Annotated in this window: 16 protein-coding genes; 4 read left to right on the top strand and 12 right to left on the bottom strand. The window is 57.9% G+C overall.

The annotated features are described in order from the left end of the window. Nucleotides 1-70: 70 nt before the first annotated feature. Together pbpC and ACOTY5_RS16060 are read right to left on the bottom strand one after the other, a co-directional pair. Entirely contained in the window at nt 71-2,398 is a 2,328-nt protein-coding gene (gene pbpC, locus ACOTY5_RS16065; RefSeq protein ID WP_062934016.1) for a peptidoglycan glycosyltransferase PbpC, read from the bottom strand. 1 nt (nt 2,399) lies between these two features. Beyond that, nucleotides 2,400-7,352, bottom strand: coding sequence for an alpha-2-macroglobulin family protein (locus ACOTY5_RS16060; protein ID WP_045142492.1), 4,953 nt, complete (start codon nt 7,350-7,352; stop codon nt 2,400-2,402). 286 nt (nt 7,353-7,638) lie between these two features. On the opposite strand from ACOTY5_RS16060, the gene ACOTY5_RS16055 reads away from it, so the two are divergent. From ACOTY5_RS16055 to ACOTY5_RS16040, 4 genes are all read left to right on the top strand, one after another. Then, on the top strand, nt 7,639-9,183 hold the full coding sequence (locus ACOTY5_RS16055) for a PTS transporter subunit EIIC (protein WP_045142491.1): 1,545 nt from the start codon (nt 7,639-7,641) through the stop codon (nt 9,181-9,183). Between the two features lie 12 nt (nt 9,184-9,195). Then, the gene (locus tag ACOTY5_RS16050) at nt 9,196-10,563 is read left to right on the top strand and encodes a 6-phospho-alpha-glucosidase (RefSeq protein WP_017692919.1); all 1,368 of its coding nucleotides are present in this window, start codon (nt 9,196-9,198) and stop codon (nt 10,561-10,563) included. An 89-nt stretch (nt 10,564-10,652) separates the two neighbouring features. Continuing rightward, a complete protein-coding gene (gene sseA, locus ACOTY5_RS16045) occupies nt 10,653-11,498 on the top strand; it encodes a 3-mercaptopyruvate sulfurtransferase (RefSeq protein WP_017383536.1) in 846 nt (281 codons plus the stop codon). Next, entirely contained in the window at nt 11,498-12,268 is a 771-nt protein-coding gene (locus tag ACOTY5_RS16040; RefSeq protein WP_045142490.1) for a MurR/RpiR family transcriptional regulator, read from the top strand. The genes sseA and ACOTY5_RS16040 overlap by 1 nt, the downstream gene beginning before the upstream one ends. 17 nt (nt 12,269-12,285) lie before the next feature. Here ACOTY5_RS16040 and sseB read toward each other — a convergent pair whose 3' ends face one another. The 10 genes from sseB to iscR form a co-directional block, all read right to left on the bottom strand. Continuing rightward, nucleotides 12,286-13,062, bottom strand: a complete 777-nt coding sequence (gene sseB, locus ACOTY5_RS16035) for an enhanced serine sensitivity protein SseB (protein ID WP_023325069.1) — start codon at nt 13,060-13,062, stop codon at nt 12,286-12,288. A gap of 141 nt (nt 13,063-13,203) precedes the next feature. Continuing rightward, nucleotides 13,204-14,490 (bottom strand): aminopeptidase PepB, encoded by a 1,287-nt coding sequence (gene pepB / locus ACOTY5_RS16030; protein ID WP_023304219.1) that lies wholly within the window; start codon nt 14,488-14,490, stop codon nt 13,204-13,206. Between the two features lie 61 nt (nt 14,491-14,551). Next, a complete protein-coding gene (gene iscX, locus ACOTY5_RS16025) occupies nt 14,552-14,752 on the bottom strand; it encodes a Fe-S cluster assembly protein IscX (RefSeq protein WP_003860650.1) in 201 nt (66 codons plus the stop codon). Nucleotide 14,753: 1 nt separating this feature from the next. Continuing rightward, nucleotides 14,754-15,089, bottom strand: coding sequence for an ISC system 2Fe-2S type ferredoxin (gene fdx / locus ACOTY5_RS16020; protein WP_003860652.1), 336 nt, complete (start codon nt 15,087-15,089; stop codon nt 14,754-14,756). A 1-nt stretch (nt 15,090) separates the two neighbouring features. Then, a complete protein-coding gene (gene hscA / locus ACOTY5_RS16015) occupies nt 15,091-16,941 on the bottom strand; it encodes a Fe-S protein assembly chaperone HscA (protein ID WP_032654486.1) in 1,851 nt (616 codons plus the stop codon). Nucleotides 16,942-16,955: 14 nt separating this feature from the next. Beyond that, nucleotides 16,956-17,471, bottom strand: a complete 516-nt coding sequence (gene hscB, locus ACOTY5_RS16010; RefSeq protein WP_003860657.1) for a co-chaperone HscB — start codon at nt 17,469-17,471, stop codon at nt 16,956-16,958. Between the two features lie 76 nt (nt 17,472-17,547). After that, nucleotides 17,548-17,871, bottom strand: coding sequence for an iron-sulfur cluster assembly protein IscA (iscA, locus tag ACOTY5_RS16005; RefSeq protein ID WP_003860659.1), 324 nt, complete (start codon nt 17,869-17,871; stop codon nt 17,548-17,550). Nucleotides 17,872-17,884: 13 nt separating this feature from the next. Further along, nucleotides 17,885-18,271, bottom strand: coding sequence for a Fe-S cluster assembly scaffold IscU (gene iscU / locus ACOTY5_RS16000; protein WP_003860661.1), 387 nt, complete (start codon nt 18,269-18,271; stop codon nt 17,885-17,887). Between the two features lie 24 nt (nt 18,272-18,295). After that, the gene (iscS, locus tag ACOTY5_RS15995; protein WP_003860663.1) at nt 18,296-19,510 is read right to left on the bottom strand and encodes a cysteine desulfurase; all 1,215 of its coding nucleotides are present in this window, start codon (nt 19,508-19,510) and stop codon (nt 18,296-18,298) included. Nucleotides 19,511-19,629: 119 nt separating this feature from the next. Next, on the bottom strand, nt 19,630-20,121 hold the full coding sequence (gene iscR / locus ACOTY5_RS15990) for a Fe-S cluster assembly transcriptional regulator IscR (RefSeq protein ID WP_015572158.1): 492 nt from the start codon (nt 20,119-20,121) through the stop codon (nt 19,630-19,632). Nucleotides 20,122-20,306 lie beyond the last annotated feature (185 nt).

Genomic DNA, 20,306 nt, shown 5'->3' with positions numbered 1-20,306 from the left:
AAAACGCATTCTCGTTTTTTTTCAGGAACGAATATTGATAATTATCAAGCTAACTCTTGAGGGGTAATACTTAGCGATCTAATTCAAAATTCACTGTCGCCGTTTGTCCTGTTTCATCTAATACAATTAATTGATATTTACCCGGTAAATATAATTGCAGTGAATAATTTTTCTGATGCCCGTCCAGCGGTTCGCCATTCAAAAACCACCATCGTTGCCCCTCTCCGCCGCTGGTTGAAACGTTGAGGGTCATATTTTTCTCACCCGGAAGACGTTTAATTACCGCCCCTTCTCTGACGCCTGACAACATCAGCGGCGCCGCATTATGGTTATCCAGCGGAGGGCAAACCGCTGAACGGGCGGGGAGACGAGCAGCCCGTTTTTCGGCAGCAGGCAGCCAGGGCTCCAGCGGCAGCGGCCAGACATCCAGCACTTTCTCTGTCGCATCAGGACAATCCGCCGCAACGCGCTTGCCTTCTTTATCCAGCCAGACCGGGAAACGGATCCCGCGAATACCTTCCTGTTCCGGCAGCAGTAGCGTAGGCGGTTCACTGCCTTCCAGCAGCCAGGTTGACAGTCGACGCCGACAGTTTTCGCTCCCTTCAGGCAGGGACTGGCCGCCCGGCCAGCAAATCACGCCCCGTCCTACGCTTGCGGGACGCGGATCACGCGGCAGACGCGCTTCATCCACCATCGAGCGGGACTGAAGCATGTTATTGATCTGATTCAGAAGCGGTACCGCGCTGGCGAAACCAAACTGCCCGGCAACGGGCGTGCCGTCCGGGCGTCCGGTCCAGATTCCAATGACATACCGGGCGTTCAGCCCGATGGCCCAGGCATCCCGGTAGCCATAGCTGGTGCCCGTTTTCCACGCCAGCGGCGCAACCTGGGGCAACGCACTGTCCGGCAGGGGCTGTGCTTCATTAGCGAGAATGCGACGAATGATCCACGCCGCCCCCTGCGACAGCAGCGGACGTTCGATCAGCGGATCGCCCGGCTGTAAACGCAGCCGGCCCGCCTTACCCTGACGCGCAAAGGCGCTATAGGCGGCAGCGATATCAGCCAGGCGTGCGCCTGCGCCCCCCAGGATCAGAGAGAGGTTGGGCTGTGCCCCCGCAGGCAGAATGAGCGGTAATCCCGCGTTGCTCAGCATTCCGGCAAAACGTTTTGGGCCGTACGCTTCCAGAACCTGTACCGCAGGCAGGTTGAGGGAACGCACCAGGGCTTCGCTCATACTGACCGGCCCATGGAAGCCGCTGTCAAAGTTGCCGGGACGATAATCCCCCGTTTTTCTTGGCACATCCTGCAATAACGAAGCGGGATGGATCAGACCATCGTCCAGCGCCATGCCATAGATGAATGGCTTGAGGACCGATCCCGGCGATCGGATCGCATTGACCATATCCACGTGGCTGAAACGGCTGTCATCATTGATATCTACCGAGCCTACCCAGCCACGCACTTTCATGGATGTATGATCCACGACGATCATCGCCAGCGAACTACGGGCGGGCAGGCGTGATTTCCAGTTCATTGCCAGCTCTTCAAGCTGTCGTTGCAAAGCTGCATCCAGCGTGGTGACTATTTTTGTGTCACGACTTTTACTCAGCATCATGCGGGAAAAGAGCGGTGCCAGCTGCGGCATCTGCCGGGGAGCCAGCCAGACCGGCTCTTCACGGGACTCTTTCACCTGCTTCTCAGACCAGACACCCTGAGTCAGCATACGGTCGAGCACTTTGTTCCGCGCCGCTTCGGCACGTTCCGGCCAGCGATCCGGGCGCAGACGGCTGGGTGCCTGCGGCAGCACTGCCAGCAGCGCCGCGTCGGAATAGCTCAGCTGAGACGGCGGTTTGCCAAGGTAAGTCCAGCTTGCCGCGCCCACGCCCTGCAACGTGCCGCCAAACGGGGCACGGTTAAGATACAGCGTCAGGATTTCACGCTTGGAGAGATGCCACTCCAGCTGCATCGCCCGCCACAGCTGACGAATTTTACCGCCAAAGGTACGCGGATGCGGATCCAGCAGGCGCGCCACCTGCATGGTAAGCGTGCTCCCGCCGGAAACCACTCTCCCGGAGGTGAGATCCTGCCAGGCGGCACGCAGTACAGAAAGCGGATTGACGCCCGGGTGATCCCAGAACCAGCGATCTTCATACTGGATCAGCGCCTCAAGATAGCGTGGGGAAACCTCTTCAATGGTAACCGGATAGCGCCAGATGCCTTCGCTGTCGGCAAAACGCCACAGCGGAACACCCTGCTCATCCACCACCACTCGCGCTGGGTTGACCTCTTTCAGGGGCAACGGCCACACGCGGTCAGCGACGACAATCAGCCCCCCTGAAACGAGAAGCGCTCCCGCCAGCCACAGCCAGCGGGAGCGAATCAGGCGTGCTATCCGCATCTTACGGAACAACGATCAGCGGGCCACTGGCCGCCCCCGTTGCCCGCCACTGCGGAACGTACATGGACTCGACCATCGGAACAGGCACCTGGTAGGTTCCCGGCGTAACGGCACGGGCCAGGTAAACCAGCGTGACCGGCTGACCTTCATTGACCGGCACCGCGGCCACAAAGCGATCGTCGCGGAATTCCATGTGCTGAATATCAGACTGTTGCATCTGATTCAGCAGGTTTTGCACTTCACTGCCGCTGTCCTGCAAGCTGGCGCTGCTGCTCGCCAGATTCTGGTTTTCCAGCTCCAGACCTGCCGGGAGCAGATCCACCACCAGCGCATCCGGCACGTTCTGGCTGGCCTTCACCTCCAGCCACACCAGAACCAGCTCACCGCTCTTCAGAGAAGAGAGCGACTTGCTGCTGCCGTCTGTCGCCAGGATATGACGTTCAATCTGCAAGACATTAGAGGATGGCTGAGGCGCGTACTCCGGATAGCCAGTCGTGTCCAGTCGTACCCACAGCGGCGTAGTGCCGGTATTCGTCACCTGCAAGGCATCAAGCTGGTCGCCGTTCAGGTTTTCTACCTGCGCTTTATCACTGCTCTGGGTCTGTTCAGAGAGGCTGGTCGTTGCCGTCCACGCGCCTGACAAGGTTTGCAGTGAACGTCCGGCCATGAACAGCGCATTGCTCTCCTGGGTAGACAGCCAGCGCTGGCTGAACGCGTCTTCAGATAACGCGTTCAGCAGCCTGTTTTGCGCATCCGGCAGCAGCTTGTACTCTTCCAGCAGGGAGAGCATCAGGGCATTATCACGCAGCTGGCTGCCGTAATCCGCCATCCAGTTTCGGCTGTCGTTACGGGGAGTTTTGAGAGCCAGATCCAGCGCCTGCTGGCTGCGCGGTGCATCCCCCATCAGTTTGAGTGCCATGCCCAGCTGCATCAACGGAAGCCCGGAAGCAGCCTGAGCGTGGCGCTCCCAGATTTCACGCAGCGCACCGAGCGGCGCTTTTTGCTGACGAGCCAGCACCAGCGAAGCGTACGCCTGAACAGCAAATTTGCTGGCCTGGGTGTCGTCGCTGTAGCGGATGGACATCATCCCCGGATCCTGTAAATAGCGCAGCAGTCGGCTGTTGGCGTTATTCACTGCCTCGGCAGGCACGCTGTAACCCTGCTCCCCTGCCCGCACCAGGAAGTCCGTGACATAGGCGGTCAGCCAGTACTCTTCCGGGCCGTTTTTATCCCACAAGGCAAAACCGCCATCGTCACGCTGCATTTGCAGCAGACGGGAGATCCCGATATCAATGGCCGCACGGCGTTTATCGTCGGTATCGCCTTTAATACCCAGTGCCTTAAGTTGTGCCGCGTTGGTGAAAAGCGACGGGAACAGGCCGCTGGTGGTCTGCTCAAGACATCCGTATGGATAGGCCTGAAGTTCACGAATGTAGCGCGCCAGATTTAAAGGTGGTTTACCGCTGAGCAACAGCTGCCCCTGTAGCGTGGCAGGCGAGAAACCGTTGATATGCTGTGCTGGTGCACTCCAGGATTCGCCAGGGTTCAGCATCGTGCCCGTATTCACCGTTTGCGCCGGGAATGCGGGACGCACGCCAATTTTCCAGCTCTTCTGCTGCGGCGCAAACGTCTCACCAGGGAGCTGAAGCCCCGACACCTGAGCAGTCACTTCACCATCACCATAGCCTTCCAGGGCGCGCACCGGAATAAACAGGGTGCTACGTGCGCCAGGCGGCAGCTTAACCGGCTCTGGCTGAGCACCTTCGAGCGACAACTTACCGGTTGCGGTTAACGCAATGTTCAGCGTTTGCGGCTGGTCCGTCAGGTTAGTCAGGTCCAGCGTCAGGCGAGAGGTATCGCCACTTGCGAGGAATCGCGGCGTATTAAGCTCGGTGATAATCGGAGCCGCCACAATGATTTTGCTTTCGCTGCTGCCGAAATCGTCTTCCGTCCAGCCCTGCGCCATCAGACGCAGTTCGCCGTTGAAATCGCCAATCGGCAGCGTGATGGTGCCTTCGCCGTTGGCATCAAGCGTAACCGGCTGCGCCTGCTGGGCAATTATGGTGACATGGTTCACCGGTGGCTTACCGCCGCGTTTCAGTTCATCGCCGTCTCCGCCAAAGCGCAGTGCGGCCAGACGTCCCTGACCTTCAATCACCTGGCCGTAAACATCATAGATGTCCGCGCCATAGCGCTTCTGACCGAAGAAAGCTTCCCACGGATCCGGCGTGACGTAGTCGGTAATGTTCAGCACGCCGCTATCGACAGCCGAGACCAGTACGTTCACCTTCTGTGGCACAGTCCCCTCTTTTACGCTGGCTTTCACTTTCACAGAAAGCGTCTGGTTCGGACGCATTTTTTGCGGGTTATCCAGTGCGATGTTCAGGCGACGATTTTCGTCCCCCATTGGCAGATGCAGCAGGCCAACCGCCCGTTTTGGCGTGGCGGATTTGGATTTATCGCCAGGACGAACCACCAGCGTGCTGAGGTAGAGATCGTGACGTTTCCAGTCCTTATCCACCGGAATGGCGAGATCCAGACCGTTTGCTGGCACGTCGATCTCTTTCCACCACAGCGGTCCTTCGCTGGATTCGATCATTGCATAGCCCTTGCCTGCGGCCGGCGCTGCAATATGCAGGTTGATGGTATCGCCTGGCTGATAGGATGGCTTGTCCAGTTTCAGCGTCACACGATCCGGGCGAGCAGCGCCCGTGCCATCGCTGTTATCCTGCCAGCTGTACCCCGCCCAGAAGCGCACGCTGCTGACCATGTCATCAGGGGCTTTCACTTCCAGACGGTATGAGCCCCACTCCACCGGGAAGGTGACTTTACCGGTTTCATCGGCCTTGAGGTTTAGCTCCTGCTCGCCCTCAACCAGATCTTTTTGATCAAACTGGGACTGCCAGCCCTCACTCTCGGACCAGTTCCAGAAGTAGTCGCGACGCTCACGGATCAGACGCACCTGCAAACCAGATACCGCTTTTTTCGTCCCGCTGGCATCGGCATAGACGATGTCAAAGCTGGCGTTGCCGTTTTCATCGACAATCGGCTGATTGACGGTGGTATCGGTACGGTAGTCGTAAACGGCCTTGCTGGCGAACTGTGGGCGGATCCCCGGAAGTTCAGCCGCAGGCCAGATAGCCTGCTCGGCGCGTCGCGTTACCGGACGCCCACCTGATTCCAGCAGGCTGGCCTGCAAAATCAGTTGCAGCGGCGAGTGCGCCTCTTTCCACTGGCTTTCGGTGGTAACCTGCCCACGCCCCTGTTCGTCCAGCGTAAGCTGCACTTCATCCAGGCTGCGGCTCAGGTTCTCCTCGGCAATATCACCGAACTGGAAGCCAGGCAGCGTAGGCACCGCGTCACGTAGCGGACGCAGGAAAAGCTGGCCTTGCAGAGAATTACCGTTAGCCGGCGCGCCATACAGGTAATAGCCAGCAACGTTAAAGTCGACATTATCCTGCGGGGAAACTGGCGTTTTTTGCCCGGTCAGATTCAGCGCCATACGCTCAGGCATAAAATCTTCGACGTGGAAATCCCACATGCGCTGCTGGTTATCGCCCGTATTCGCGCGAATATGCCACATGCCGGTCTGGGCGCCGCTATCGAGCGGATAGTTGAAGCGATAAAGGCCGTTCTCAGGTTGCACAACGACCGTACGCGCCACCTGTCCGTCCGGGCGCAGCACGTCAAGTTTTACCGGCTGATCGGGAAGCGGTTTGCCATCGCTGTCGCGAAGCAGGCCGTTCAGGATCACCGTTTCACCCGGACGATAGAGATCGCGCGGGCCAAACATAAAGAACTGTTTGCTGTAACCCGGGTTACCGGCGATATCAAACTCCGCCAGATCCAGCGCCGGAAGTTTGAGGTCGAGAAGCGTCGTCTGGCCATCTTTACTGGCCAGGATCAGCGCGGCTTCTTTATCGGTTTCCAGTTTCGCATGACCATCGGCGTCGCTGTTCGCCTCGGCCAGGGTCTGCCCTTTATCGTTCAGAAGGGTAATAGCCACACCTGACTGTGCCGCACCGTTTTCAAGACTCTGGGTGAAGATGTCCAGGCGGTTATGATAACGGTGAGCGGACAGCCCAATATCACTTAAGGTAAAGAGCGTCGCGGCGTTACTGTAGTTATAGTGACCAGCCTGATTCATCACGGCGATATAGACGCCAGACTGCTGGAGCGGCTTAATATCTTTGAGCGGCAGGAGCAGTTTTTCACGCGTATTGCGCGCCGGGTTGAGGTCGAAACGGCCGGTGTAGACCAGTTCCGCCATCTTCAGCAGGTTGTCAGATTCCCAGTTGGTCAGCGAGTTACGGTACTCCCACTGGCTGACAAACGAGGCCAGCGACTCCGGCTTCACGCGATAGAAGTTCACATCCACATTGTTGACGTTGAGCGCCATCACCGGCAACCCTTCCACCACCTTACCCGGCAGCAGCGATCCGCGGCTGGCGAATCCGACCGTCGGTTCAACATCCCGGGTGGTGATCGCTTTTTCATAGTCGATGCCGAATGTCGCTTTGTTCAGCGCCAGCAAATTACGTTCGACGGTGACGACCAGATTACGATTCGGCTCCAGATGGCGCAGGCGCAGCTCTTTCAGATTGGGGGCCAGTTCCCAGGCGCCGTCCACTTTGCCGCTTTTTTTATCCACCACATGCACCGTTTTCGCAAAATCCTGGCTGGGATCCAGCGGTACAGAGAAGGTCAGAACCAGCGTCGCAGCGCCGTCGAGTTGCACTTCAGAGGCATCCAGCAGCGTCAACGCCTTGCCCTGACTCTGCGCGGCCAGCTTAGCCAGCTTTTCAGGATCCGGTTTTGCCGGGGTTTTCTGTTCTGATGCAGTAGACGCTGCGGGGGCAGCGGCCTGAGGTTTGTCGTCGCTGTTATCACAGCCGACAAGCGTAAAGGTGGTGAGCAGCGCGAGAGAGATCGCAGCTAAGCGAAACGGTTTCATCCTGTGTCCCTGGCCTGAGGGGCCTGTTGGTCATCGTCCGGATAAGTATTATCCGCAAGTTTCGTTAATACAAAAAGTCCAATTTTATAATCTGGAAAGCACCTCGCAGAATGGCATCACGCAGCCAAACCGTGATGGAACGGCGATCACAGCGCATAACGTAACATGTTACCTTTCGCGTCATTTGTTTTTAAAACAAGAAGATAGCTGGATAAGCTCGCATCAGGCCTGCTAGTTTTATGACCATGACGCACCCCGAGTGCGCGGTTCAATAAGAGAGAAAGCCATGAAACGAGCCGTGAACGCCCTACAAAATTTCGGAAAATCATTGTACGGACCTGTACTTATCTTACCCATCGTCGGCCTGTTTATCGCCTTCGGGAATGTACTGGGTAACGGCAATCTGGCCGAGTACCTGCCGTTTCTCGGCCACCCGCTGATCCAGAGTGTCGGCCAGCTGATCGCCAAATCTGCCGTGTCGGTGCTGGTCAACCTGGCGCTGGTATTTGCCGTCGGGATCCCCATTGGACTGGCAACACGAGACAAAGGCTACGCGGCGTTGATTGGGCTGGTGACCTTTATCGTATTCATTAACGCGATGAACGTGACGTTACAGCTTCAGGGAGAACTGGCCCCTGCGGAACAGATGAAGGCCGCCGGACAAAGCATGGTGCTGGGCATCCAGGTGCTGGAGATGGGCGTTTTCGCCGGGATCCTGACCGGGGCGCTCTCCGGTTATCTGTACAACAAATATTCCGGTGTCCAGTTTAACGGCGCGATGGCGATTTACTCCGGTCACTGCTTTGTCGCGATTGTGATGCTGCCTGTCTCTATGCTGCTCGGCGTGGTCATGAGCGAACTCTGGCCGTACGCACAGCATGGAATAAGCGCTCTGGCGCTGGCGATCAAAGGGTCCGGTCCGTTTGGCGTGGCGATCTACGGTTTCCTTGAACGCATTCTGGTGCCGACGGGCCTGCATCATCTGGTCTATACGCCGTTCCTGTATACCGAACTGGGCGGTACGCAGGAGGTGTGTGGCGCAACCTATCAGGGCGCGCGCAATATCTACTTCGCCGAGATGGCCTGCCCGGACGTGAAGCAGCTCAGCAGTACCGTGGTGTGGGATGCGCGCGGCATCAGCAAGATGTTCGGCCTTCCTGCCGCCGCGCTGGCGATGTACATGACCGCGAAGCCAGAGCGTAAAGCGATTGCGAAAGCGATTCTGATCCCGGCGGCGCTGACCTCGCTGCTGGTCGGCGTAACCGAGCCGATTGAATTCTCCTTCCTGTTCGTCGCCCCGCTGCTGTTCGTGGTGCATGCGGTGCTGACCGGCATCGGCATGATGCTGTTCTCGCTGTTTGGCGTTCACGCCATCGGCGCCAACGGGATTATCGATTTCATCCTCTACAACCTGCCGCTCGGCACGGAGAAGTCCAACTGGCCCATGTACATCGTGGTCGGGCTGATCATGTTCGCCCTTTATTTCGTGGTATTCCGCTTCCTGATCCTGCGCTTCAACATGAAAACGCCGGGGCGTGAAGATGAGGACCAGGAGACACGCCTTTACAGCAAACAGGAGTACCAGGCGAAGGGCAATAACGACGGGCTGGGCGAATCCATCGTGGTGGGTCTGGGCGGTCGGGAAAATATAGAGGTAGTGGATAACTGCTATACCCGCTTACGCGTCACGGTGAAGGACGTCGACATCATCGACGAACCGCGCCTGAAAGCGACCGGCGCGAAAGGGGTTATCAAACAAGGTAACAACGTTCAGGTGGTCTACGGGCTGCATGTCAAAAAAATGCGAGAAGCCGTTGAGACGTTTCTCTGAAAGGAGCTAAAGATGTTTACACCCCCATTTATTCTGTCGATTGCCGGCGGCGGTAGCACCTACACGCCAGGTATTGTGAAAAGCCTGATGGTACGTCTGCATGATTTCCCTCTGGCAGAGATCCGCCTGTATGACATTGACGAGGCGCGCCAGAACACCATTGCGCCCGTGGTGGAGAAGGTTATTCGCGACCACAGCCAGAGCATCAAATTCACCGTCACCAGCGACCCGGAAGTGGCCTTCAGCGGCGCGCATTTTGTTTTTGCCCAGATGCGCGTCGGACAGTACAAAATGCGCGAGCAGGATGAAAAGATCCCGCTGCGCCACGGGGTGGTCGGCCAGGAAACCTGCGGACCCGGCGGGCTGGCATATGGCCTGCGTACTATCCTGCCGATGGTAGAGCTGATCGATCGGGTGGAACGCTACGCGCACGAAAAGGCGTGGATCGTGAACTACTCCAACCCGGCGGCGATTGTCGCTGAGGGCGTGCGTCGCCTGCGCCCCAACGCACGCGTGCTGAACATCTGCGATATGCCTGTCGCCGCGATGCGCAATATGGGCGCCATTCTGGGCGTGGATCGCCATAAACTGGAGGTGGACTATTTTGGCCTCAACCATTTCGGCTGGTTTACCCGCGTGCGGGTGGACGGCGAGGACAAGCTGCCGGAGCTGCGTAAACATATCGCGAAGTTTGGCCTGCTGACGGAAGATGCCGCGAAAACCGACCCGCAGCACTCGGATCCGTCGTGGGTGAAAACCTGGCGCAACATCAAGCCGATTATGGATAACTTCCCGGAGTACCTGCCGAACCCGTATCTACAGTACTACCTGATGCCAAACCAGATTGTGGAGCATCAGAACCCTGACTATACCCGCGCCAACGAAGTGATGAACGGGCGTGAGAAAAAGCTGTTTGCCGCCGCCGAAGAGTACCAGCGCACCGGAATTTTACCGGACGCCTTCCACGTAGGTGTTCACGGCGAATTTATCGTCGATGTCGCCTGCTCACTGGCGTTCAACCTGCGCCAACGCCATCTGGTGATGGTGGAAAACCGCGGGGCGATTACCAACCTGCCGTACGATGCGGTGGTGGAAGTGCCTGCCTATATCACCTCCGAAGGGCCGGAGCCTGTCCGCGTGGGTCAGGTACCGCTGTTCCACCAGACGCTCCTGCAACAGCAGCTGGCCTCTGAACAGCTGCTGGTTGAGGCAACCATCGAAGGCAGCTACGAGAAAGCGTTGCAGGCGTTTACTCTGAACCGTACCGTGCCGACCATGGAGCACGCGAAAGCGATTCTGGATGAGATGATCGAAGCCAACCGCGACTACTGGCCTGCGCTGCAAAAGGCCTGGCAGGACGGTGAAGCGGTGAAAAAATAGGGGCTTGCTCGCGAGTTGAACGTGGTTAGCTTGTCGGTGTCAGAAAAAACACCGACAATCCTTTTTTACGGAAAAGAATGGAGGCAACCATGTCCACCTCATATTTTGTCGCTGCCGACTGGCTGATTGAGCACGGCGACGACCCGGAAGTTCAGATTATCGACGCGCGCATGGCCCCTCCGGGCCAGGAGCATCGTGACGTTCCCGCTGAATACCGTGCAGGGCACCTGCCTGGCGCGGTATTTTTTGATATCGAAGCCCTCTCCGATCACACCTCTCCCCTGCCGCACATGCTGCCTCGCCCGGAAGCGTTTTCCGTGGCGATGCGCGAGCTGGGCATCAGCAAAGATAAACATCTTGTTGTTTACGATGAAGGTAATCTGTTTTCCGCGCCGCGAGCGTGGTGGATGCTGAAAAACTTCGGCGTGGAAAAGGTATCGATTCTGGCGGGCGGACTTGCAGGCTGGAAGCGCGACGAACTACCGCTTCAGCAGGGTGACGTCACGCTGCCGGAAGGGGAATTTGATGCCACGTTTGACGCTAACGTGGTCAAGCGCCTGACCGACGTGCTGGTCGTGAGCCACGAAAACACGGCGCAAATCGTCGATGCGCGTCCCGCTCCACGTTTCAACGCAGAAGCGGACGAGCCGCGTCCGGGACTGAAACGCGGACATATCCCGGGGGCGCTGAACGTACCGTGGGGCGATCTGGTGTTTGAAGGCGAGCTGAAAACCACCGATGAATTGCGTGCCATTTTTGAACGTCAGGGCGTGGATTTGCATCGTCCGGTTATTGCCAGCTGCGGCTCCGGCGTGACGGCCTGCGTGGTGATCCTGGCGCTGGCAACCCTTGGCGCGAATGACGTGACTCTGTACGACGGCGCCTGGAGTGAATGGGGTGCACGGGACGATCTGCCGGTTGAACCGGCGAAATAATGGATAACCGCCTGGCAACGCTGTTAACGCGCGGATCGTCGCTGACCCGCGCGGAGTATCGCGTCCTCGCCCACCTCACTAAGCATCCATTGCTGGTGGGCAACATCACGGTGCGCGAGCTGGCGCAGGCGACATTTGTCTCTACCGCGACGATTATGCGGCTGTGTCAGAAGCTGGGGTTTAGCGGCTTTAGCGAGTTTATCTGGCACTGCAAGCAGCTGCTTTCTGACACGCCGCATATCACCGTACAGCCTGAACAACATGCGGAAATGCCCGCGCTTTTTACCCGGTTCGTTGCCAACTATCAGCAGACCTTCCAGTGGGTCACTCAGGACAAACGCCAGCAGTTTGCCAGCCTGCTGCGCCAGAAAGAGAGCTTCTTTCTCTACGGCGCCGGGTTTTCGTACCTTTTTGCCGAGTACCTGACCAAGAAGTTGCAGGTGCTGGGAAAAACGGCGTTCATCTCCGGGCCGGGAGACAGCCGGAATATTTTTCTCAGCAACGCCGCGCGCTATCAGGTGTTTATTGCCGTTTCACGCAGCGGCGAAACGGAGCAGGTACTGGATAAAGCGCGGATCGCCAAAAACGTCGGCATGACGATCGTCGCCTTTACCCGCGCGTCGGCCAATACGCTGGCGGGTATGGCGGACGTGCATTTTGCCCTCTATGACGAAGCGGTACATTTCGCCGCCGAAGCCGCAGGGGTAACGTCGTTTGAGTCGAATCTGGTGCTGCTGATGGATTTACTGCTGCTGGAAGCAACGGGGTGAAGGTCACCCCGCCGTAATCAGATAATGCGGTTGGTCTTGAGATCGCGCAGGAAGCCGCCCCAGCGACGCTCGTAGAACGGGGTGATGTGCTCGGTAATAAAGTGGCTGATCCCCTTCTCACCTTTCTTCACCTGACAGATATCAATCGGCTCATCGCCCGGCAGGGTGTCGGTTGCCACGCTTCCCGCCGCCTGGATGATCTCGTCGATATCGCCGTCGGCCTCAATCCCTATCAGCAGAACAGGCTTTTCGTCAGCGCTCTCTTTGATGGAGCAGAGAAACGCGCGTTTTACCGGCTTGATGGTTTTAAACAGCGTGGTCAGGGAGTCAATCATCTGCGCGGGCGGCTCGGCCACTTCAGACAGCAGCAGCGTTTCGCCCCCTTCCAGCACCTCCTGAGTGCTGAGCGGGTTCCCCTCGTCACCAATCAGGTGGCTGATTTCGCGCGGAGTAAACTCTTTCCCGGTCGGCAGTTTGGCGTTGAGGAACAGCGTCTGCCCCAGGGTCATTTCGAACAACGTGCGCACCGGCATCACCACGAACGCCTGTTCGTCTTCTACCGCTTCCTGCAAGGCCTCGAGCGAAGTAAAGAACGGGATCACCGAGGTGCCGTCGTCTTTCTCCCAGTGCAGCAGATCCAGCGCGCTGTCTTCGACAACCTGCTCCCCTTCCGCCGCGGTGCCCGGCACCCAGACGGTGGATTCCAGCAGCGTGCGGAAAAATGCCGGACGGTGGGCGGGTTCGGTCGCCGCCTGCTCCAGCAGGGTTTCTAATTCGTTTTTGGTTTCTGACATAGTTTGGCTACTTCAAAAAACGCCGGGTGGCGCTTCGCTTACCCGGCCTACAAAACCGTAGGCCCGTGCAAGCGCAGCGCCGCCGGGCAATACGATGACTCCGAAGGCGCGCGTAAGCGTAGCGCTACCCGGCAAAAAAGATCACTCAGCCGTCAGCAGGTTCGCCACGGTACGCACGCCCAGACCGGTCGCACCCGCAGACCACTGCTCAACCGCCGCTTTACGGTAGGTTGCGGAGCAGTCAATGTGCAGCCAGCCTTCATGGTAGTTCTCAACGAAGTGAGACAGGAAGCCTGCTGCGGTGCTTGCCCCCGCCGGGTACGCCGCGCTCGCGGTGTTGTTCAGCTCGGCGAAGTTAGACGGCAGCTGGCTGCGGTGGAACTCGGCCAGCGGCAGACGCCAGAACGGTTCGTTTTCCGCCGCCGCGCTGGCCAGCAGGCGAGCGGCCAGCTTGTCGTCGAAGCTGAACAGGGCGTGATAGTCGTTACCCAGCGCCGTTTTCGCCGCGCCGGTCAGGGTTGCCATGTCGATAATCAGCTCCGGCTTCTGCGCAGAGGCGTCGATCAGGCCATCGGCCAGCACCAGACGGCCTTCGGCGTCGGTGTTCATCACCTCAACGTTTTTACCGTTGCGGTAGCGAATGATGTCGCCCAGCTTGAAGGCGTTGCCGCTCACCATGTTGTCCGCGCAGCACAGGTAGAGCTTCACGCGCTTGTTCAGGCCACGGGTGATGGCGAACGCCAGCGCGCCGGTAATGGTGGCCGCACCGCCCATGTCGGACTTCATGGAATCCATGAACGCGCTCTGCTTCAGGCTGTAGCCGCCGGTGTCGAAAGTGATGCCTTTTCCGACCAGACAGGCAAAGACCGGCGCTTCTTTATCGCCGGTTGGGTTGTAATCCAGCGCCAGCAGGACCGGAGGACGCTCGGAGCCACGGCCCACGGTGTGGATGCCCATGTAGTTTTGCTCGCGCAGGTCTTCACCTTTAGTGATGCGGTAAGACATCTTGTCGCCCGCCACGCCGCACAGCAGGTCGACGGCGCGCTGCGCCAGCTGCTCAGGGCCTAACTCTTCCGCCGGGGCGTTGATGGTGTCGCGCACCCAGTCGATGATTTGCAGGCGGCTTTCCAGCTCTTTCTGACCGGCTTCGTCGAGGTTCGCCCACTCGATTTTGCGGGTGCCTTTCGGGCCTTTGTAGCCTGCCCAGAACGCCCAGCTGCGGTCGGTGTCCCAGCCTTCGCCTTCCAGCGACACATGCTTAATGCCAAGGCCGTCAATTTTACGCGCGGCGCGCTGGATCAGGCCCAAATCATCATTGCCCGTCAGGTGCAGGGTAATACCGTCGTTGTTGATGCTGTAGGTGGCTTTTTCGCCCCAGCGTGAGTCGGCTGGCTGCGTGGAGAGCGTAATCTTCATCGCTTCGGTCATTTTATTTATCCTTATTAGCAACTAGCAAACGGGCCGCCTGAAGGCAGCCCGTTTATGTTATCTATTCTGCTTCATCTAACCAGACTAACAGAATCGCCTCCAGAATTTTTTCATTGGATGCGTTTGGATCGTCGTCAAAATCTTCCAGATCGCAAATCCACTGATGCATATCGGTGAATCGTACGGTCTTCGGATCGAGATCCGGGTTCGCGTCGTAGAGCGCCTCGCCGATTTCACGGCTGTCTGTCCACTTCAGTCCCATATCAATGCTCGCGTGCGTGGTTGATGGTGTAACGTGGGAACTCCACGACCAGATCTTCATCGGTCACCGCGGCCTGGCAGCTCAGGCGGCTGTCTGGCTCCAGACCCCATGCTTTATCCAGCATGTCGTCTTCGTCTTCGGTGCTCTCGGCGAGAGAGTCGAAACCTTCACGCACGATGCAGTGGCAGGTGGTGCAGGCACAGGATTTTTCACAGGCGTGTTCCACTTCGATACCTGCACGCAGGGCAACATCGAGAATGGTTTCACCGGTCTTCGCTTCCAGAACAGCGCCATCCGGACAGAGGTCCGCATGAGGCAAAATTACAATCTTTGGCATATTAAACCTCGTCCACGGACTGGCCTTTCAGCGCGACGCGGACAGATTTGTCCATGCGGCGAGCAGCGAAGTCCTGGGTTTGTTTATCAACGTTTTTAATGGCTTCTTCTATTGCGTCAGCGTCATTGCCTTCGGCGACTGCGCTTAAGCGCGCGGCAGCGTCGTCAATCACCTGGCGCTCAGCGGCGCTTAACAGCGCGGCATCGGCAGCGAGCGCGCCGTTCAGGCTTTCCAGCACGCGTGCGGCTTCCACTTTTTGTTCGGCCAGCATACGCGCCTTCACATCCTGCTCGGCGTAACTCATTGAGTCCTGAATCATGGAGGCGATTTCGCCATCGGTCAGGCCGTAGGACGGCTTCACCTGGATGGACGATTCCACGCCGGTGGATTTTTCCATCGCCGTGACGCTCAGCAGACCGTCCGCATCCACCTGGAAGGTAACGCGAATATGCGCCCCGCCCGCCGGCAGCGCCGGAATTCCGCGCAGCGCAAAGCGCGCCAGAGAGCGGCAGTCCTGCACCAGCTCGCGCTCGCCCTGCATCACGTGGATGGACATCGCAGTCTGGCCGTCTTTGAAGGTAGTAAACTCCTGCGCGCGCGCCACCGGAATGGTGGTGTTACGCGGAATGACTTTCTCCACCAGGCCGCCCATGGTTTCTAAACCCAGAGACAGCGGGATGACGTCCAGCAGCAGCATTTCGCTGTCCGGCTTGTTGCCGACCAGGATATCGGCCTGGATAGCGGCGCCCACGGCAACCACTTTGTCCGGGTCGATAGAGGTCAGCGGCGTGCGGCCAAAGAATTCGCCCACGCGCTCGCGCACCAGCGGCACGCGGGTTGAGCCGCCAACCATGACCACTTCCAGCACCTCGCTGGCCTCCACGCCCGCATCTTTCAATGCGCGACGGCAGGCCAGCAGGGTACGCTTAACCAGAGGCGCAATCAGTTCGCTGAACTGATTGCGGGTGATCTCACCCTGCCAGCCCGCAACGTTAACCGTGACCGACTGCGCGTCGCTCAGGGCGATTTTGGCGTCGATGGCCGCATCCAGCAGTTCACGCTGTACGCGCGCATCGCTGCGATCGCTGATGCCCGCCTGCTCGCGGATGTAGTCCGCCAGCAGATGGTCGAAGTCATCGCCGCCGAGCGCGGAATCCCCGCCGGTCGCCAGCACTTCGAACACGCCGCGGCTCAGGCGCAGGATTGAAATATCAAACGTCCCGCCGCCGAGATCGTAAACCGCAATCACCCCTTCCTGACCGGAATCGAGGCCGTAGGCAATGGCCGCCGCCGTCGGTTCGTTCAGCAGACGCAGCACATGCAGGCCCGCCAGACGCGCGGCGTCTTTGGTGCCCTGACGCTGTGCATCGTCGAAGTAGGCCGGAACGGTGATTACCACGCCGTCGAGATCGCCGCCGAGCGTCGCCGTGGCGCGCGCCGCCAGCGCTTTGAGGATGTCAGCGGAAACGCGAATCGGGTTCAGCAGACCGGCAGACGTCGCGATCATCGGCAGGCCGTTTTCGCTGGCCTGTAGCTGATACGGCAGATGCGGGTAACGGGTCTGGATATCAGCCAGCGAGCGGCCCATCATGCGCTTAACCGAGCTGATGGTGTTGGCCGGATCGCGCGCGGCGTTGGTGCGGGCATCAAACCCGACCGCGTGACCCTGCTGCTGGTAGTGGACCACGGAAGGCAGCAGATGGCGCCCCTGCTCGTCAGCCAGCGTTTCCGCCTGGCCGCTACGCACGGTCGCCACGAGAGAATTGGTGGTGCCCAGATCAATACCGACCGCCAGACGACGCTGGTGCGGTGCGGCGCTTAAGCCAGGCTCACTAATTTGTAATAAGGCCATAATTGCTTCCGAAATTAAAAATCGAGCAGCTTTTCTTCGAGTTGTTCAGCACTGCTTCGCAGTTTATCGAGAAAACGGAGTTTGCGCACAGTGTCTGCCGCCACGTCCCAGGTCTCGTTGTTCAGTTGCTCCACCATCTGCTGATGGCGGGTATCGAACATGCCCTTTACGCGCGTGATAAAGCTTTCCAGGCGCGCTTCGTCTTTAGCCTGTTCAATTTCATCCAGCTCTTCGCGCAGCTCCAGCTGTTCCATCAGAAAGGCGGTGTCGCGCACGGTATGCTGTTCGCTCGCCAGATCGAAACCGTGGAGCGAGAGCAGATATTCTGCACGCGCCAGCGGATGACGCAGCGTTTGCCAGGCCTGGTTGATGGTTGCGGAGTGTGATACCGCAGCCAGCTGCTCTGCCTGCGTCCCGCTGGCGAATTTATCCGGATGGTACTGACGCTGGAGATCCTGAAAACGGACCGTCAGCGCCTGGAGATCGATCGGGTATTGAGCGGGTAGTCCGAAGAGAGTGAAGTAATCCATAACAATCTCAGGGGTAGCCTGTTAGAACAAACCCCACGCGTAGCAAAGCCACGGTGGGGTTTCGGATGACGCGCGGTTAAACGTGGAAGCTTTCGCCGCAACCACACTCGTCTTTGACGTTCGGATTCGTGAATTTGAACCCTTCGTTCAGGCCTTCTTTTACGAAGTCCAGCTGAGTGCCGTTGAGGAATTGCAGGCTTTTGCCATCGACCACCACCTTCACGCCCTTGTCTTCAAACACGGTGTCATCAGACGCCGGTTCGTCAACAAACTCCAGTACGTAAGCCATACCAGAACAGCCGGAGGTACGTACGCCCAGTCGCAGGCCAAAGCCTTTACCACGGTTCGCCAGAAAAGAGCTTACTCGCGCGGCAGCGCTGTCGCTAAGGGTAATCGACATACTCAAACCTCAATTATTTTGCTTCACGTTTGCTTTTGTAATCCGCAATGGCGGCTTTGATCGCGTCTTCTGCCAGAATTGAGCAGTGAATTTTCACCGGCGGCAGTTCGAGTTCTTCAGCAATATCCGTGTTCTTGATTGCCTGTGCTTCGTCCAGAGACTTGCCCTTCACCCATTCGGTGACCAGGGAGCTGGAAGCGATAGCAGAACCGCAGCCGTAGGTCTTGAAGCGCGCGTCTTCAATGATACCTTCATTGTTGACTTTAATCTGCAACTTCATCACATCGCCACACGCTGGCGCGCCAACCATACCGCTACCGACAGATTCATCGCTGTTGTCAAAAGAGCCAACGTTGCGCGGGTTTTCGTAATGATCGATAACTTTTTCGCTGTATGCCATGATTAAATTCTCCTTATGTACCGATTAGTGATGTGACCATTCAATGCTGTTCAGATCCACGCCCTGCTTGAACATTTCCCACAGTGGAGAAAGGTCGCGCAGACGGCCAATGGAGTTACGAACCAGTTTGATGGTGTAGTCAATCTCTTCTTCGGTAGTAAAACGACCTAAAGAGAAACGGATAGAGCTGTGTGCCAGCTCGTCAGTCATACCCAGCGCGCGCAGCACGTAGGATGGCTCCAGGCTTGCAGACGTACAGGCAGAACCGGAAGAAACCGCCAGGTCTTTCAGCGCCATGATCAGCGACTCGCCTTCAACATAGTTGAAGCTGACGTTGAGGATGTTTGGCGCGCCCTGCTCGAGATCGCCGTTCAGATACACTTCTTCCATATCTTTCACGCCGTCCCACAGACGGTTACGCAGCGTACGCAGGCGTGCCATCTCGGTTTCCATCTCTTCTTTCGCGATGCGATACGCTTCGCCCATGCCCACGATCTGGTGAACAGGCAGCGTACCGGAACGCATGCCGCGCTCGTGACCACCGCCGTGCATCTGTGCTTCGATGCGGATACGTGGCTTACGACGAACGTACAGCGCGCCGATACCTTTCGGACCATAGATTTTGTGACCGGAGAAGGACATCAGGTCCACTTTCAGCTGGCTCAGGTCGATAGGCAGTTTGCCCACGCTCTGGGTCGCATCCACGTGGTAGATGATGCCGCGCGCACGGCACATTTCGCCGATGGTTGCGATGTCCTGCACAACGCCGATTTCGTTGTTAACGTGCATGATGGAAACCAGAATGGTGTCATCACGCATGGCCGCTTCGAGCTCTTTCAGGTCGATGATCCCGTTGCTCTGCGGCGCCAGGTAAGTCACTTCGAACCCTTCACGCTCCAGCTGACGGCAGGTGTCCAGCACGGCTTTGTGTTCGGTTTTGCTGGTGATGATGTGCTTGCCTTTTTTCTGATAAAAGTTGGCTGCACCTTTGATCGCCAGGTTGTCGGATTCGGTCGCACCGGAGGTGAAAACAATTTCACGCGGGTCGGCACCGACCAGGTCAGCAATCTGATTACGGGCGATATCAACCGCCTCTTCAGCATGCCAGCCAAAACGGTGAGAACGGGAAGCTGGGTTACCAAAGTTTCCGTCCAGGGTCAGACACTGCATCATTTTCTCGGCAACACGCGGGTCCACCGGCGTGGTTGCGGAGTAATCGAGATAAATCGGTAATTTCATTGCTCTATAAACTCCGTACATCGCTTCAATGCAAGGAATCAGGCAACCGGCTGGATGTACGACCGAGTACACGGGGCGAGCTAACGCCCCGGCCTGATTCTGAAATACTTATCTTTTTATTACGCGCGCAGTTTAACGTCGATAGCGTCCTGCGAACGGGTGCTGCGCTGTGATTCATGGCTTTGCTGACGACCCGACACGTCCAGAACTTCCTGGTTATTCACCAGTTCACCCAGGGTGATGTTGTTCAGGAAGCCGGTCAGACGGTCGCTCAGATCGCGCCACAGCGCGTGGGTGAGGCATTTATCGCCGCCCTGGCAGCCGCCTTTACCCTGGCAACGGGTCGCGTCGACGGATTCGTCAACCGCGCTAATCACTTCGCCAACCGCAATACTGCCTGCGTCTTTACCCAGCAGATAACCGCCACCCGGGCCACGAACGCTGGACACCAGTCCATTTTTACGCAGTCTGGAGAACAGCTGTTCCAGGTAAGAGAGGGAGATCCCTTGTCGTTCAGAAATATCAGCCAACGGAACCGGGCCCGCTTCGGAGTTGAGCGCAACGTCCAGCATCGCGGTCACGGCATAACGCCCTTTAGATGTCAGTCTCATGTCTTACTTAACCTCAAACTCGCCCCTGCCCGGGGTTTTTTATTGTAAAATGGGGGTATTGCATAGCAGGGCCAAGTCTGACATTCCTGACTAAATTGGTCAACTATTTACTTGACTGTTTTAGTCAGGTATTTAACCTTCTGTGCCGTATTTTTTGCCCGGCGGCGCTGCGCTTGCACGGGCCT

Source organism: Enterobacter cloacae complex sp. SHL018 (genome assembly GCF_049237905.1).
In the GTDB taxonomy this organism is placed as follows: Bacteria; Pseudomonadota; Gammaproteobacteria; order Enterobacterales; family Enterobacteriaceae; genus Enterobacter; species Enterobacter hormaechei_C.
The sequence above is the reverse complement of the archived record's forward strand: the minus strand, read 5'-3'. Positions and strand labels throughout refer to the sequence as shown.

What these genes read in the sequence shown, in the direction of transcription:
- iscU (WP_003860661.1), bottom strand. Translation starts at nt 18,271, where the DNA reads ATGGCATACAGCGAAAAAGTTATCGATCATTACGAAAACCCGCGCAAC.
- iscX (WP_003860650.1), bottom strand. Translation starts at nt 14,752, where the DNA reads ATGGGACTGAAGTGGACAGACAGCCGTGAAATCGGCGAGGCGCTCTAC.
- ACOTY5_RS16040 (WP_045142490.1), top strand. Translation starts at nt 11,498, where the DNA reads ATGGATAACCGCCTGGCAACGCTGTTAACGCGCGGATCGTCGCTGACC.
- iscA (WP_003860659.1), bottom strand. Translation starts at nt 17,871, where the DNA reads ATGTCGATTACCCTTAGCGACAGCGCTGCCGCGCGAGTAAGCTCTTTT.
- hscB (WP_003860657.1), bottom strand. Translation starts at nt 17,471, where the DNA reads ATGGATTACTTCACTCTCTTCGGACTACCCGCTCAATACCCGATCGAT.
- sseB (WP_023325069.1), bottom strand. Translation starts at nt 13,062, where the DNA reads ATGTCAGAAACCAAAAACGAATTAGAAACCCTGCTGGAGCAGGCGGCG.
- ACOTY5_RS16055 (WP_045142491.1), top strand. Translation starts at nt 7,639, where the DNA reads ATGAAACGAGCCGTGAACGCCCTACAAAATTTCGGAAAATCATTGTAC.
- sseA (WP_017383536.1), top strand. Translation starts at nt 10,653, where the DNA reads ATGTCCACCTCATATTTTGTCGCTGCCGACTGGCTGATTGAGCACGGC.
- ACOTY5_RS16050 (WP_017692919.1), top strand. Translation starts at nt 9,196, where the DNA reads ATGTTTACACCCCCATTTATTCTGTCGATTGCCGGCGGCGGTAGCACC.
- hscA (WP_032654486.1), bottom strand. Translation starts at nt 16,941, where the DNA reads ATGGCCTTATTACAAATTAGTGAGCCTGGCTTAAGCGCCGCACCGCAC.
- fdx (WP_003860652.1), bottom strand. Translation starts at nt 15,089, where the DNA reads ATGCCAAAGATTGTAATTTTGCCTCATGCGGACCTCTGTCCGGATGGC.
- pbpC (WP_062934016.1), bottom strand. Translation starts at nt 2,398, where the DNA reads ATGCGGATAGCACGCCTGATTCGCTCCCGCTGGCTGTGGCTGGCGGGA.
- iscS (WP_003860663.1), bottom strand. Translation starts at nt 19,510, where the DNA reads ATGAAATTACCGATTTATCTCGATTACTCCGCAACCACGCCGGTGGAC.
- ACOTY5_RS16060 (WP_045142492.1), bottom strand. Translation starts at nt 7,352, where the DNA reads ATGAAACCGTTTCGCTTAGCTGCGATCTCTCTCGCGCTGCTCACCACC.
- iscR (WP_015572158.1), bottom strand. Translation starts at nt 20,121, where the DNA reads ATGAGACTGACATCTAAAGGGCGTTATGCCGTGACCGCGATGCTGGAC.
- pepB (WP_023304219.1), bottom strand. Translation starts at nt 14,490, where the DNA reads ATGACCGAAGCGATGAAGATTACGCTCTCCACGCAGCCAGCCGACTCA.